This is a genomic window from Nocardioides aquaticus, from assembly GCF_018459925.1.
In the GTDB taxonomy this organism is placed as follows: Bacteria; Actinomycetota; Actinomycetes; order Propionibacteriales; family Nocardioidaceae; genus Nocardioides; species Nocardioides aquaticus.
Genome location: NZ_CP075371.1, coordinates 3,974,630 through 3,990,013, shown reverse-complemented (window position 1 = coordinate 3,990,013; position 15,384 = coordinate 3,974,630). Strand labels below are relative to the sequence as shown.

At 68.2% G+C, this 15,384-nt stretch carries 6 protein-coding genes and 1 pseudogene; all 7 read right to left on the bottom strand.

What is annotated here, in order from left to right; genetic code table 11:
• Positions 1-120: 120 nt before the first annotated feature.
• Entirely contained in the window at positions 121-3,291 is a 3,171-nt protein-coding gene (locus tag ENKNEFLB_RS19375) for a helicase-related protein (protein WP_214056865.1), read from the bottom strand.
• Complete coding sequence (locus tag ENKNEFLB_RS19370) at positions 3,288-5,120, bottom strand: phospholipase D family protein (protein WP_214056864.1); 1,833 nt, start codon at positions 5,118-5,120, stop codon at positions 3,288-3,290. The genes ENKNEFLB_RS19375 and ENKNEFLB_RS19370 overlap by 4 nt, the downstream gene beginning before the upstream one ends.
• The gene (locus ENKNEFLB_RS19365) at positions 5,120-6,340 is read right to left on the bottom strand and encodes a DUF6361 family protein (protein ID WP_214056863.1); all 1,221 of its coding nucleotides are present in this window, start codon (positions 6,338-6,340) and stop codon (positions 5,120-5,122) included. Before ENKNEFLB_RS19365 ends, ENKNEFLB_RS19370 begins: the two co-directional genes overlap by 1 nt.
• Positions 6,337-7,140, bottom strand: coding sequence for a GIY-YIG nuclease family protein (locus tag ENKNEFLB_RS19360; protein ID WP_214056862.1), 804 nt, complete (start codon positions 7,138-7,140; stop codon positions 6,337-6,339). Before ENKNEFLB_RS19360 ends, ENKNEFLB_RS19365 begins: the two co-directional genes overlap by 4 nt.
• A 441-nt stretch (positions 7,141-7,581) precedes the next feature.
• Positions 7,582-7,887, bottom strand: coding sequence for a hypothetical protein (locus ENKNEFLB_RS19355; protein WP_214059690.1), 306 nt, complete (start codon positions 7,885-7,887; stop codon positions 7,582-7,584).
• Between the two features lie 353 nt (positions 7,888-8,240).
• Positions 8,241-13,022 (bottom strand): annotated as a pseudogene (locus ENKNEFLB_RS19350) (DUF4011 domain-containing protein); the annotation flags it as partial.
• Complete coding sequence (locus ENKNEFLB_RS19345) at positions 13,012-15,243, bottom strand: HelD family protein (protein ID WP_214056860.1); 2,232 nt, start codon at positions 15,241-15,243, stop codon at positions 13,012-13,014. The pseudogene ENKNEFLB_RS19350 and the gene ENKNEFLB_RS19345, both read right to left, overlap by 11 nt.
• Positions 15,244-15,384: the final 141 nt, after the last annotated feature.

The window sequence follows — 15,384 nt, the reverse complement described above, 5'->3', positions numbered from 1 at the left end:
CGTTCTCGGCCGTGCTCGGCGTTGCTCAGCCCCTGCCCAACAACTGATAAGTCGGTCCACGAGCACCTGGCCGCGACAGCCCTAGATGTGCCGGGAACTAGAGAGCAAGTCGCTAGATCTTCAGCGGCCAGGCTCCAGGTCGATCTGTAACCCCGTCAAGTCGTGCGCCCGCTCGCCGAGGTATCTCAACAGGTCTTCCTGACGTGGCTGGCCGAGCACCATGCGGTAGGCCCCGACCGTGCGCAGCAGCCGCTGGAGCGCGTGGCTCTCACGGCTCAGGGGGAGCGCCGGCACGTAGCGCTCTATGCGTGCCGAGCCCTTGTCCATGGGTGGGACCCATGACGGGTAGATGTCGCTGAGTCCAGCCTTGCGTTCGTCGAGCGCGAGCTCGAACATGCAGGCCCACGGGTTGTCCGCGTTCACGACGGCGGGATGGTCGTGGTAGCTGGCTGCGACGTCCTTCCGCACGGCGTGGCCCTGGTAGCGATGCACGCGCCCCTCGCGTTGCTCCAGGTCGACTGGATTAGATGGCAGGTTCCAATGGACTACGGCATGGCTGTAGTGGTGGAAGTCCAAGCCTTCCTGACCCACGGAAGTCGAGGCCAGCACGAAGGGCCAGAACGGTGAGTTGAACGCTTCGCGCACTTGCCCCTCGCGCATGACGCTCTTGTCGTCCTCGGCGACGCCGCGGCCGAACCGCACGGCAAGGTGGGTGCGCGTGCGATGGGACTCGAGTTTGACCTGGCCATCGGCGGTGGACACGTCGGTGAATGTCTGGGTCGCCGTGCGCAGCGATGTTGCCTCGTCGAAGCGGCGTGCGATTGCGGACGCCTTGTCGGTCGGGTCGTCACGGCCGACGGCTTGGTCGAGTAGGTAGACGTACTCGTCGAGGACGCCCTGGAGGCCCCCATGGACGCAGTGAACGAGGACGTCTTGCCAGTACGCATCGCGGCCAGCACCACGGATGATCCCCATGAGCTCGGGTTTGTTGAAGAGGTTGCGCAGCGACCACGCCATCCGGGAGGCCCCGTCGCGTGTGCCCTGGGTGGAGATGACCGACTCTCCACCCGAGACCCGCGACAGGGCACGCAGTGCGGCGATACCGGGACCTCCGACCGCCAGGAGGACGAGGACGTCCTCGAGGTCCTCAGGGCGGCGTCCGAGTTGCGTGGCATCGAGCGCTCGAGCCTCGGCTAGGTGGTCGACGAACCGTCGGCGGTCGTCCGGCTCGTCATCGGACGAGCCGTAGGGCAAGGTGGCGATCCGGTCGAGCCCACGACTTCGGTCCAAGAGCGCCCCCGCTGCCCAGTACCAGTCGGCGTCCTCTCTCATGCCTCCCGACGGACCTCTCGGAAGGGTGTCCAGGAGGCCCCTGACGCGGGTTCGGACGACACGCTCCATGTCTTCCCAGGACAGGGGAAAGGTGGCGCCGAGGTTGCGAGCGACAGTGACCGGGTCGCCGGCCTCTGCCAGGGCAACCGAGGGATAGAGGAGACTCAGCACTGGCATGCCGGTGAGTCGCCCCTCGGACTGTTGGAAGTTCAGCAATCCGGTTGCCCGGGGTCCGTCATACCGGTTGAGGCTCGCTGATCGGCTCGAGGTCGCGGCGACCTCGTTGATCCGTCGCTCGGCCTCATAGCTCAGGACTGTGCCAATTGCCTTCGGGGCGACAGCCCAGGAAGAGAAGACCAGCCGCTTTGTGAAGTCGCAGAGCCGAGAGTCGGCGTAGGGCCCATCGAGGTCGTAGTAGGACAGGGACGGGGGGATCCACGCCAGTTGCCAGGCTCCGCGGTCGAGTACGTCGGCCATCAGCCCCCGCATCTTCGCGTTTCCCGGCTCGAGCGGTGCGTAGCGCACGATGTCCGACCAGCGCAGTCTGGACCCGCCGTCACGGTCGACCGCATCGACCAGAGCAGGGTCGTCGGATGCGTGGGTCAGCAGCTTCTGCTTGATCTGATAGCCCTCCATGAGCTCCAGCACGAACGGCGCGGACCGCCAGTATTCCAACGGTTCCTGGCCCCCAACCGCCTTGGACACAGCGCTGACACGTGCGTAGTCGCGGACGTCGTCTGCGCGGAGCGAGGTCTCCGGCAGCTCGTGCGGGACGACGAAGCCGTCACGGTCGGGCGTGGTAGCCAACCGCTCGGTGCGTGACATGACGCGACGCAGCTCGGTCTGGGCAAGGTCCCGCGCGGCTTTAGCCTTGTCGCCGTCATCCGCATACAGCCCAGTGCGGAGGTCGGCGAGGTGCTGTTGAACGGCTGCGGCCCGGTCGCTGCCGGCCAGGAAGCCCACGGTGTCGACGAAGTCGCGGTAGTGGTCGTCGCCCTCGGGCTCGTCGGGCAGCGTGTACATCTTGAACGGAGTAGCGCTGAGGAGGAGAAGCCGAGCGTCACCGTGGTCGAAGAGCTCCCGCGCCAGCTCGGCGCCTTCCCCTTCGTCTGCCATCAGGTCCTTGAAGCGCTGGAACTCGTCGAGGATCACGAGGTCGGGCTCGAGGCGCTTGACAGCGGCACGAGCGAGCATCCTGCGCAACTTCCCCATCACCCAGTAACGGTCCGAACTGAGCTGGGACGACACGCGCCCGCCGGCGTTGCGGTACCGCTGGACGCACTCGCGGACGTCGTCGATGAGCGCGCGTCCTTCCAACCCGGGGGTCTGCAGACTCTCGGCGAAGTCCCGCGCGAGGTCAGCCGAGAGGTGGGACGGGTCGAACTCGTCGACTCGACGGCGGAAGGTCTCGACTCGCACGCGGCCGCGGAAGAAGTTCATCCAGGGCCCCGGGCGTACCTCGGAGCTCCAGGTCAGTTTGAGCAACCAGTAGAGCAGGACTCGCTCTTCGACCTTCCCGCCATTGCTGCGCAGGTTGAAGGAAGTGCCTGGGGTGAAAGAGACGAAGTTGAGCTTGCGTCCTTCGAGGTGACGCAGCTCGGTGGCGAGCATGGTGAGCCGGTCAGCGTGGTGGCGTTCGACATCGCCGCCGACGCGTAGCTTCGGAAGATTCTGGCGGGCAATCTGGGAGTTCGAGCAGATGTAGACAACGTCGATGCGGGGGACCGAATCCCAGAGGTGGTCGATGGTCTTGGCGATGACGCCGCGGGCTACCAGCGTTTTGCCGAGGCCGACCTCGTCAGCGACGAGGAAACGTCGAGTCGGGTCCTCTGTGCTCCAGAGGCGATCGTGCACAAGATCGACGGTGCGCCGCTGGAAGTCCTTGAGCTGGCGCAGCTCGTGTTCCACGTCGGGCCGGCCCGACTGCTCGGACGTCGGGCCATCGGACTTATTCGTCATCGCTGAGCTGCCTCCCATACGACCTGCCACAGGTGCAGGAAGTCTTCGTCGAGCTGGGTGAGGTTGCCCTCCGAGTCGCGGAGGTCGTCGAGAAGTCGGTGTGCGCGCACGAGCGCGTCGTCGTTGCGCGCCGCGGCCTTGACCAGCGGCTCGAGCAGCACGAGGTCGTGGAATCCCGGCCTGAAGCCACCATCCGCCTGGTCGTCCGGATCATCCGGGTCGTCGTCGGCAAGCAGCCGGTCGAGCAGGTCGGAGGCTCCGACATCGCCCAGCAAAAGTGCCAAGTAGCGCAGTACGTCCTGCTGACGCGACAGCAGGTCGCGCAACAGGCGACGGAGACGGTCCCCTGGCGCCCCCACCATCTCGCAGAGGATGACGCACTCCCGGACGAGCGGAAAGCCGTCGACGCCCGCCGTGGTGCTGACCACGAGATAGGGACTCAGGCCGTGCAAGCTGACGTTCCGCCAGCTGAGGTCCGAGCCCAATGGTCGCGCGGGCGAGTTCTTCGAAGCCACCGGCCGCACGGTGGTCGACTTGGCGAGACCGTGCGGGTCCGCGGGGAGATTGACGTCGAGCTTCAGACAGAAGTCGTCGCCAGTCGTCTCCGCGGACAGTGTCGGACACCTCGAGGCGAGGGCCGCGTGCCACTGCTCGATGCGACGTTCGACGACGTAAGTCGAGTCCTCCACCCCGTCCGCCTCGACGATCTCGTGCGGCTGGGTGAGCGCGAGCAGTCCGGTCTTGGCATCACCGAGTACGGCATCGATCCCGCAGACGGCCTTCGACCCGCTCAGCAACACCGACATCTCGATGTTGGCGCCGAACGCTGCAGCAGTGCAGTTGGCTGACCCGGTGAGGAGGTGGCTCGTGCGGCCTTCCTCCCACGCGAACACCTTGGCGTGGAGACCGCGGGGAGGCGGCCCGCTTGTCGCGCGGTCTGTGTTCACCGCATCCGCAGGGTCCTCCTCGGCTGACACGACGTCGGCCATCGCCTGGAGCACGAGCGTCTCGGCGTCGCCACACGCGTCGCGACCGACCCGTTCGAAGGTCTCCGTACGGGAGAGGAGGATGCTGCGGCCGTCTGTCTTAGGGAGTCGCCCGAGAGCGGACGACTCAAGGAAGGGTGAGATCACGGCCAGGCGCGAGGCACGCTCCGGCAGAGGCCAGCTGTCGCCTGACGGGGTGCCAAGCGGCACGGCCCGGGCTGCGGTGAAGGGCGACGGGACCGCCAGGGGTGCGCCAGCGAGGCTGTCGCACAGGTCGAGCACCTGTGCCTGACGCTCCGGCGAAAGAGGCCGTACGAGCGAACCGAGCAGCTCGCGCACGAAGGTGGCGACGGGCTGAGGGTCGAGCTGCGCCTCGGTGGCGGGGTCCTCCTCGCAGACCAGCACGGTGTCCCAGGAGCGGTCGCCGGTGAGGTTCCTGCTCAGGCAGGCAAAACGATGGCGTCGAGTGCCGTCGACGTCGATGAACCTGATGACCCAGATCTTGGGATGGAAGGTGCCACCCGTCGGGGGTACGACCTCGGCGACCATGCCCTCGGCGAAGGCCGCAAGCCGGTGGTAGGTCCCTGGTACGTGGATCCCGGCGGCCTGACACAGGACGGTGGTGTGCTCTGCGTGGCGTCGGATCGACTCGAGGAGGGCGACCGGGGTCGCGGCATCGGGGGTCTCCGCTGACGTGTGGTCGTAGGCCGCCATCGCCAGGGGCGCCAGTAGCAACGAGTGCAGGTCCAGCGTGTACGTCGTCGCGAGGGCGACGTCGACGGTGAAACCGCTAGGTGGCCGCAGCGCGTCGGTCAGCAGGTGTCGGTTCTCGGGATTCAGCATCAGGCACGCTCCGGCTCGACGGCGCCCGCCGAGGTGAGGTCGGGGTCGAGGGCGGCGCGCACGTCGCCGAGGAAACTGCGGGCGATGTCCCACCGGAAGGCGAGGCGCCCTGTGCCAGCTCCCGGGGTCCACGTCTGGCGCGCTTGCGCGTCCAACAGCCGGCTACGCCTATTCTTCAGCTGCATTTCGCGGGTTCGGACGAGCTCGCGGGCGTCCTTGCCCGCGTGCTCGCCAGCCTCGGCCAGCTCAAACCAGCGCTCCACGAAGCTTCGGGTGCTGCGGCGAAGTCGCGGGTTCAGAGCCTGGGTGACGGTCCAGAAGTCGGGTCTGGACCAGCCTTCGAACACGCGGTGGTCGTGCAGCTCGTCTTCCCACCTCGTCAGTCGCTCGTGGTATTCCTCGGTCAGGTCGTCGTTCTCCTCGAGTTCGGCAAGCATTAGGTTGTAGAGAAGGGGTGCGCCGTGCCACGCGTGGTGCAGTCGTCGGGCGTGGTCGACGCGGCTTCCCAGTTCCGCTGGCAGTCCCGCGACAGCGGGTGAGTCCCACAGGCGGTCACCGGTGGCGGCCTCCGGGCGTACCGCCAGCCACGACAAGAGGCTGTTGCCGGGGAGACGTGCGAACACCGACTGAAGGTAGGAGGCCTCGTCGGTGGTGAGGTCGAATGTCGCTGAGGTGAGCAGGTCTCGGGGCCGCGGTGGCAGTTGCCGGTCACAGCCGAGGTCGACGCTGCCACGGTCTGGCGAGTCTGCCTCGGTGACCTCGACGCCGAGGCGCGCGCTCTGGGTCGCTCGGCGCAGATGTGAGTCGATGCTGACGTCCCACCGGACGATGCCGAGTCGTTGAAGAGCGGGCCAGTAGGTCTGGCTCGGCATCGTCTTGAGCCGGTCCTGCGCCTGGCTGCCGATGACTCCGGACTTCATCCCGCCTTCGATCAGGGAACGGATCAATCGAACCTCGTGCTCCCGTAGCTCCTTGCGGGCCTGGTCCATCGGCTTGCCGCGCCGGGACGCCTCCTGGATCAGCCAGGGTACGAAGAGGAGGTAGCGCACACGGGTGTGCAGCACCGAAGTCCCTGGGAAGAACGAGTTGGAGTAGGCGTCGCGGATCGCGCCGACACCGAGCTCGTCGACACTTCCGGGGTCCTGGAACATCTTGATGACGTCACTCATCGCTGCGCGTTGGGCGTCGTCCTGATCGAGCCACCCGAAGACCGAGGTCATGCGTCGTCGCTCGTGTCGAACTGGTTGACCTCGATCACCTCGAGGTTCAGTGACCCTGCGATCCGGTCGAGGAACTTGACCGAGGTCACGAACCACTCGGAGCCGGCGCGGCGCGTGCGGCCCGCGACGTGGTCGGCATCGCGGAGCCAGGCGTGGAACTCCCGCTCGGTCTTGGACGACTCCTGCGCCGGGTAGATCCTCAGGAGGAGCGGATCTTCGGGCAGCGCAGTCAACCTGCCCTGGGATCCGGCTCGGTAGTGAGCATCCCTCGCGGAGTGTCCGACCTTCAACAGCGTCTTGCCAGACGCGGGGTCGATTGGGTGCTTAAGGTAGTGGGGGAGCGTGTAGACGTAGATGCCGGCTCCGGCTTTTTGCTCTGCTTCGACGGTCTTGGTGACCGCCTCTTTGAGAAGGTCAGCCTCCGCGTCGGGGTCGTCGGCCCGGCTCCTGGCTGTCGACTCGAGCTTCTGCAGATCGCGTCGGAGATCGGGAGACAGCTCAACGACCCTTAGCCAGCGGCGGAGTTTTGCTGCCACGCCTCGTGCCACCCACGCACTGTCGGGGACCTCGCCGTGGACGATGGAGTTGATCTGGAGCCGGTAGTTGTAGACGAATGCGGGCGTCTGATTGCCCTCCGCATCTGCGATCTGCTGGGGCGTGAGCTTGTCACGCTCGTAGCAGTAGATGCGCCCCATCAGGCTCTCGTCGCTCGCCAAGACCCTGCGGACCTCCGCCTCCCGGTCGTAGGCGGGAGCGGGGTCGCCAGCGTGTTCCTGATCGTCGTCCAGTGGCTGGGTCATCTAGGCCTTTCGCTTGGAGCGGATCGACTGGGCGCTGTGATTGATGTCGGGCTTCTCGCTCAGGAACCGGACTGGATTAACCTCGCGGGCGGACTGATTGGCGCCGTAGTCGTCTGCGGGGAGTTGTACTCTGCGCGACAACTTCTGCGGGGGAGACAGTTTGCGTCGATTGCCCGACCTCGTGTCAGTCGAGTTGCAGGTGCCGTTCCGGCGGAACGCCGGGGTGGCACCGGCTCAGGGTTTCGTGCCGGGAGATCACATGTACTGCCTACATCAATTGCACCGCGGGTGCGGTGCTATTGCGGTTCTCCGAGAGCAGTGCTTGATCGCCGAGAATCGGTTTGTCTATCGGCGGGTGACTCTTCGGTGGAGCGGAATGCCGCGACCACCACGTTCGGAGTCGATGGCGGGCCCGGATCGCAGATCTGTGGCTGGCACAATCTAGGCTGCCCGCAGCACCCCGCTCGACTGCCGCACGAGCGTCCCCGCGCGCAGGCAGCGGTCCACCGAGGTCTGCACAGCGGCCTGGATGTCTCCGCCTGCCCGACGCCAGCCGAAGAGGCGACACACCGCGCCCACTAGGGCCTCGTCCTCCACCGTCACGGCGTCCCGGGTCAGGTTCACGACGGCGAGGTCCATCTCGTCCGGTGGCATCTGGGCGACGGTGCGGATCTCGTCGTCGTCGGCCGGCACCCGTACCCGCTCTGCGGGCCCCAGACGGAAGAACCCGCCCATGTCGGTGGTCACCGGCTCGCCCTCGATCGTGAGGCGAGTGGTGACGAACTCGACGTTCTGCCTGATCGCCGACCCGACCCGCCCGACTCCGAACGCCTCACGCACCCGCTTCGAGAGCAGGTCGCGGTGAACCGGAGCCTCTGTGGCCAGCACCTGGGAGATGTAGGCCTGCAGCGCAGGTCGTGCCTCGACCGAGGCCAAGGGGTGGCTGGTCCCCCGGGGGAGCGGAGGAACGCGCGGTAGGGCACTGCCCAGTCCGGTGCAGCGTCGAGGTCCACCTCCTCGGTCTCCAGTGCGACCGGCGCCGGGGCCTCCGGGAGGTTCGTGCCGCTGCCGCCGGAGATGGCAGCGTCGATGGCTTGGCGCAGCCGGGCGGACTCCTGGCGACGGTCGCGGTACCAGGCGACGGCCCAGACCCGGTGCAGGCGCCACCCGAGCCCGCGGAGAACGGACTCCCGCAGACGGTCGCGGTCGCGGGCGCTGGCTGCGTCCCTGTAGGTCGGCCCGTCGCACTCGATGCCGACCACGTACTCGCCCGGACGGTCCGGGTGCCGTACCGCGATGTCCACGCGGTAGGCGGCGCTCCCGACCTTCGTCGACACGTCGTACCCCCAGGAGCTGATCTCTGCCACGACGTCCCGCACCAGTGCGTCGCTGTCGTCCCGGCCGTCGTCCGCGTCCTCGATGCCGAGCGCTGACGGTCCACGTTCCGCGAAGTCGAGGTAGCCGCGGAGATGAGCCAGGCTCTCGTTGGACCCCTCACGCATCTCACCGGCGCGGAAGGACGTCACGACCTCGACCCGGCGTCTGGCACGGGTGATGGCGACGTTCAGCCGGCGCCATCCGCCCTGACGTCCCACCGGACCGAAGTTCATCGTGAACCGGCCCTGGTCGTCGGGTCCGTACCCGATGCTGAAGACGATGATGTCGCGCTCGTCGCCCTGGACGTTCTCGAGGTTCTTGACGAAGAACCCGTTCAGGCGGTCGTGGTCGTCGAGCAGACCGGCCAGCGACGGCTCGGACAACGACCTGCGCTCGAGGGCGGCGGCGATGGCGTTCTCCTGTGCCGACGAGAAGGTGACGACACCGATGGAGAGGTGAGGATGCTGCTGACGGTGGAACAGCACACGGTCGACCACGGCCTCTGCCTCGACCGGGTTGTCCCGGCTGCTCCCGCGCTGGTAGACGCCGTTGACGACGTACGACTCCACCCCGAGGTCTGGCGCGCTGTACGTCGCACCGGGGAACGTCTGGAGGGCGTCGCCGTCAGGCGTGTAGAAGCGGTAGTTGCTGTAGGTGATGAGGGACTCGTGCTGGCTGCGGTAGTGCCAGGTGAGCGGGAGGGACGGCAGCGAGCTCTTGCAGGACTTGAGGACGCACTCGAAGAGGTCGAGGTCCTCGTCGACGTCCTCGTCGCTGACGGCCTGGGCGAAGAAGGAGGTCGGAGGCAGCTGCTTCTCGTCACCCGCCACGATGAGCTGACCCGCCCGGTAGATGCAGTTGATGGCGTCCGAGGGCAGCACCTGGGAGGCCTCGTCGAAGATGACGGTGTCGAAGGTCATGTCACCCGGTAGGAACTGCGACACCGAGAGCGGACTCATCATGAAGCAGGGCTTGAGCTCCTGCACGATCTCGTGAGTCCGCGCGAGGAGGTCGCGGATAGGGAGGTGGCGTGTCTTCTTCTGCGCCTCGCGTCGGATCAGCTGGACCGAGGAGCCCGTGACCGAGCTCGGCCGCCGGGCACTGCACGCCGCTGCCACAGAGATGTTGGCGCGACCGACCTGGTCGCGGTCCAGGTTGCGGAACTTCTCGACCAGCGAGTCCCTGTCAGCGGAGCGACTGAGCACCAGACGCTCGTCGGAGGCGACGACAGCCTCGGTCCAGGCCTGCAGCACGGTCCACTCGATCGCACCCGGGACCGCGGTGGCGTCGGTCCTCGACCGCACCAGGTGTCGGACCACCGCCTGGAGTTCTGACTGTGCCAGCGAACGGCTCAACGTCTCGTAGGCGTCCCACTCGTTGATGTCGGTCACGTGAGAACGGTGCATGTCGTCGAGCAGCGTCACTCCGTCCCCGAGGTCGGATGCGACCTCTGCACGCAGAACGAGCGCGCGCGAACCCTCGAACAGGACCGACCAGCGGTCCAGGGCACGGCCGAAGGTCTCCAGCGACGCGCGGAGGTCGCTCGACAGGACGACCGGCTTCAGCATGCGCTCGGCCTGCCGGTCGAGCGCGGCACCGCCGAGAAGGTCGCGCACACCAGTCGTCCAGTCGAGCGCCTTCCTCATGTCCCCCCAGTCGGTGGCGAGGCCCTGGTACAGGTCCCCGAGGAGCTCCTGGTCCGCTGAGTACGAGTCGTAGATCTTGACCAGGGCCGAGGCGAGCCGGATGGAGTGCGCGTGGACGAGCACCGCCTGCTCGACGGTGCGAGGGCCACCCGCAGCCACCGACACATGACGGACAGCAGCGCCCACCGGCTCCAGCGCCACGAAGGTGTCCTGGGCGCGATCCGCTGCGACGTCGACGGGGAGGTCCTGCAAGCCGGCGGACACCTCCTCCCCGAGGAGCCTGGCCGCGTCCGTCGACCACGAGCCGGCTGCGCTGAGCAGCCTCTGGGAGACGACCGTCAGACGAGGGTCGGGGTTCCCGTCCCGGCTGAGCTGGTCGCCCATCGGACCGCCGTTGAGGTCGTTGCCGGCCAGCTCGACGGCGCGCCGGGCGGTCTCCAGAGCGTCGCCGAGCCTTCCGAAGTCCGTGGCGGTGCGCTGGTAGTAGGAACCCAGCCGGCCGCTGTGCTCCTGCTCGGTGTCCCAGAGCGCCGCCTCCGCGCGGCGCCAGGCGACTGCCTCGGGCAGCCGTGCGCGGACGGACTTGTCGGATCGTCCGGAGACACTGATGGACCGGAGGAGCTTCTTGTCCGCCCTTGCCGCGGCGCTGAAGGCCCGCAGGCCGGTGTGCGAGTCGCGGAACCTGACCTCGAGGGCGTGCAGGTCGGTGTTGAGAGCCTCGGTGGTGAAGACCTCCTCGACTGCCTGCCGGCGCTCTCGGACGAGCTCGACGACGGAGCTGAGCGCGCGCATCGACTCCTGGAGCGCGGCCTGGACGGCGGGGTTGAGCCAGGCGCGCTCGGGCAGTGCGGACGACCCACCGAGCGCGGCCAGGTGGCCGAGCTCGACCGCTCTGCGCATGGTGACCCGTTCGGTCGGGATGCCGAGCATGCTGCCGATCTGACGGGCGTCCTCGACGACCTGCGCCAGTCGAATGGGTGACTCGCGCAGGAAGTCGACGGCTGCGTCCAGGTCTGTCGACGTGGTGGACGGCGCCGGGCTCCAGAGCACGACGGCGCCGAGGTCCTCCAGACCGGTGACTGCCGCGCAGGCGTCCGGGTCGATCCGGTCCACCCCGTCGGCTCCCACGACCTCGGCGAGCCCGGTGGTGCTCCGGTCGTGCTCGTCGACGGCGCGTTCCAGCTGAGCCGCTCGGTCCAGGACCGCCCGGAGGTCTGGCCGGGTGAGCCAGTGCGGCGGGACCACCGGCCGCGCCTCGAGCGCCTCGAGCAGGGCGAGGCGGGTGCGGGCGGAGCGCTCGTCGGTCGGCCAGGACAGGGCGAGGTCCTCGTCCACGGACCGGGACCGCATGGCCAGGGCCCGGGCCTCGTCCGCCAGGGCAGCAGTCGCCGCACCAGCCTCATCGATCTGAGCCCGTGAGTGCTGCGAGACCGCCAGGTCGCGCCAGAGGAAGTCGTCGCCGTCTCTCGCGGGTCGCCAGGCCCGCGAGAGACGGCCGGCCGTGTCGAGCAGGTCGTCGAGCCGCGTCGGCGTGAGGTCGAGCCATTCTGCCGGGGACTCGTGCGGGCGGTGCTCGACCTGGTCCAGCTCGACGAGCCGTCCGAGGACCTCGAACAACGAGCGGCCGAGCCCGGGGCGCACCTCGTTCACCGCAGCTGCCCAGCCGCTGAGGTCGGAACGTGTGCGCTGAAGCGTGTGCCGTTCGCCCTCGGTGAAGGCCCCGCGGGCTGTCGAACGCCGGGTCAGCGCCTCGTTCAGCTGACGCACGACCTCACGCCGGGTGGCGGCGTGACTGTGAAGCTCGAAGGTGAAGTCGCCCAGCCCCTTGCCCGAGAGACGGTCGCGGACGACGTCGAGCGCGGCAGCCTTCTCCGAGACGAACAGCACCCGCTTCCCGTCGGCGATGAGCTCGGCGACGATGTTGGCGATGGTCTGACTCTTGCCCGTACCCGGGGGGCCGTCCATCACGAAGCTGCGGCCGTCGCGCGCTGCGATGATGCACGCGCGCTGCGACGAGTCGGCGTCGAGGATGCTGTGCAGCATCTCCGGGGGCCGCTCTTCGTCGATGTTCCCGCTGCTGCCCGGTGCGGTGAAGCTGAAGGCGTCGACGTGAGGTGCGTCAGCGCCCAGGGCCACGAGCTGGACCACGGGGTGGCTGACGACGTGGGACTCGTGGTCCATCAGGTCGCGGTAGATGGCCTCCTTGTGGAAGCTGAAGGTCGTCATCACCGCACGGTCGTCCACGGACCAGTCAGCCCGACCGGCGACCGACTGGCGCAACGACGACATCACCTTCCGGGGGTCGGGGTCGTCCAGGTCGACGTCCGGCAGGCTGATCGAGAACGTGTTCTCCAGGTGGAGACGCAGCGCGGGGTTGACGACGACGTCGTCCTCGTTGCGTGAGACGAAGTAAGGACTCTGACTCCCCGCTCGCTTGAGCGTCACCGGACACAGGACCACGGGGGCCTCGGCCGCCTTGCCGTCCGCGGGGTCGACCCAGCGGAGCATCCCGATCCCGAGGTAGAGCGTCCAGAAGCCACGGTCGGCGTAGACCTGTTGCGCGTTCAGGTCGAGGCGCCGGCAGGCGGCGACGGTCTCCGCTGCGGTCTTGCCCGCCACGACCATGGCGTCCCGAGGCGTGTTCTCCTCGTCGGCAGCCACCAGCAGCGGTCGGGAGACGCGCTCGAACAGCGCCGCGGCTCCGGGCGAGGCGACCTCGATCGAGGCCGTCCGGGTGTGCTTGAAGTAGACCAGCTTCTGGCGTCGGTCGAGGGTGAGCAGATCACGGCGCCACGCGTCCACCTGCGTCGCGAGCCGACGCTCGAGCTCGGGCGTCAGCGTGCGGGGTTCAGAAGGCATCAGGTGTCCCCTCGTCGAGCAGGCGGCCGATCAGGGACCTGAGCAGGTCGGCGTCAGCGTCGGAGAGGCGGTCGACCATCTCGTGCAGGTCCGGACGCGGTTCGGTGCCCGGGTGGGAGAGGCGAGGGTCCTCCGGCGGTGCCGGTTCCGCCAGGGCCTCGACGTCCGCATCGTCCTCCCCCCTAGCGGGGGAGGGGGCGGGCGCTGCGAGGCCGGGAGGGAGGGGCGCTGCGTGGACGACCGTGAGGTCCTGCGTGCACCGGGTCATGGCGACATACAGCGCCCGAGGCGGGTGCAGCGACTCCGCAGCGAGCTCAGCCGGCTCCACCAGCACGACCGCGTCGAACTCGAGACCCTTGCAGCCGGACTGGGGGACCACGGTCACCTTCGCGGCGAAGTCACCGTCCCGTCCGTCCCCGGGCGCGAGGTCGGCCGACCGCAGCGAGGCCAGCCAGTCGTCATAGGTGGCGTCGGGGACCAGCACCGCAGTCGACATGCCGGCGGCGACCTTCTCCTCGACGACGGTCACCACGGTGTCCTGCAGGCCGTCGGGACCGGCGTCCAGGATCTCCGGCGGCCCGAGCCCGGACCTGATGGAGGTCGGCGGCACGAGATCTTCCCCGGTCAACGGCAGCTGGTGCGCTGCGAGCTCGAGCACCGGTGCAGGGACGCGGTAACCGATGCTGAGCGTCTGCAGGTCGGTCGCGGTGCTCCCGAGATGCTGGGTCAGCTCGGTCCAGTCGCGTCGAAGCCAGGGGCCGGTGGTCTGCGCGAGATCCCCGAGGATGGTGAAGGACCCGTGAGGGCATCGTCTGGCCAGTGCCCTGGCCTGCATGGGGGAGAGGTCCTGCGCCTCGTCGACCACGAGGTGGCCGTAGGTCACCGTGTCTCGGGTGAGCAGAGCGGCGGCCTCGTCCAGGCAGAACAGGTCGGCCTCGGTCCACGGCTCTTGGCCGATCGACTCGGCCATGGGTCGGTAGAGCCGCGCTCGCTCGTCCGGGGTCAGCAGCCCGTCCGTGGCGCGCAGGAGCCAGGTCTGCGTCCCGTAAAGGCTGCGTAAAAGCTCCTCCGGCGTGAAGTTCGGCCACATCCTGTCCACGGCGTTCGTGAACGCCGACAACCTCCGGATGGTGGCTTCGTTCGCTCGGACGGGGCGCCCGGCAGCGCGCTGCTCCTCACGGTGCTTCTCGTGGGCGAGCTGCGACAGGCGTGCCCGGACCTGGTCGCGGGCGTCGGAGTGAGCAAGGCGTCGGGCCGAGACGTCGGAGACGATCACTCTGATGTCCTCGGCGGGCACCGTGATGCGGTCCGCACCCAGGCTCAGCACCAGGTCGTCGTCGCCCCAGCCGACCCTCTGCTCGAGAGCTCTGGCGAGCACCGAAGCCATGGCGGCCGTCCCCTTGATCCGCGCGGTGTCCGTCTCCTCGGCGCTCACGGCCTCTGCCTCTCCCGCGTAGAGGCGCTGCAGCTCCACCTGGTCGACGTCCGTCACGTCGAGCGACGGGAGCACGCCGCTGACGTAGGTCAGGAACGTGGTCGAGGGAGCGACCACGAGCACCCCCGCACGACGGAGCTCCTCGTGGTTGAAGGCCAGCCAGGCGGCGCGGTGGAGTCCGACGACCGTCTTGCCGGTGCCGGGACCTCCCTGGACCACGACCATGCGGTCCAGGGGTGCCCGGATGATGCGGAACTGCTCGGACTGGATGGTCGCGACAACGTCGCGCATCGCGCCGTCCCGGGAGCGGTCCAGCTCCTCGAGCAGGGCGTCGCTGAAAGCGGATCCCACCCCGGGGTCGGACGCGTCACCTGCGCTCGAAGCGACGATTTCGTCGATCACGCGGACGAGACGACGCTGCTCCTCGGTGAAGACTCGCTTCAGCGAGAGATCACCGGGTTCGGTCGGCGATGCTTCGTAGAACGCCTGGGCGGCGGGGGCGTGCCAGCCCACGACCACAGGCTCGTAGTTCTCGTCACGGACCCGCCGACGACCGATGTAGAGGTCCTCGCCGTCCGAGCGCATCTTGCCGAAGACGAGCTGCCCGGTCCCCTTGGACTCCTTCAGCACTCGTAGTGCCCGCTGGATGGCTACCGCCGTCGACCGGTGCTGGGACTGGAAGTCGGCCATGCTCCGCTCGGCGTCGCCCAACCCTTTGTCGAGGAGCTGGTACGCCCGGTCCACGAACGCCTGCTCCTGCGACAGCTCCGGATGAACCGAGCTCACGAAATCGTCCTCCCCATGACTGGCTGTGTGCCAGCGCACATCGTAGGTCGCGCCACCGACCACCGTCTCAGGAGTCCGGCGAGTGCCGCGCGTTGACCGGGCTGACGCAAGGGGCGCCGCTCAGATGGGTGCGCTGATGGT

Coding starts and splice junctions, on each gene's coding strand:
- ENKNEFLB_RS19365 (WP_214056863.1), bottom strand. CDS start 6,340: ATGACCTCGGTCTTCGGGTGGCTCGATCAGGACGACGCCCAACGCGCA.
- ENKNEFLB_RS19360 (WP_214056862.1), bottom strand. CDS start 7,140: ATGACCCAGCCACTGGACGACGATCAGGAACACGCTGGCGACCCCGCT.
- ENKNEFLB_RS19375 (WP_214056865.1), bottom strand. CDS start 3,291: ATGACGAATAAGTCCGATGGCCCGACGTCCGAGCAGTCGGGCCGGCCC.
- ENKNEFLB_RS19370 (WP_214056864.1), bottom strand. CDS start 5,120: ATGCTGAATCCCGAGAACCGACACCTGCTGACCGACGCGCTGCGGCCA.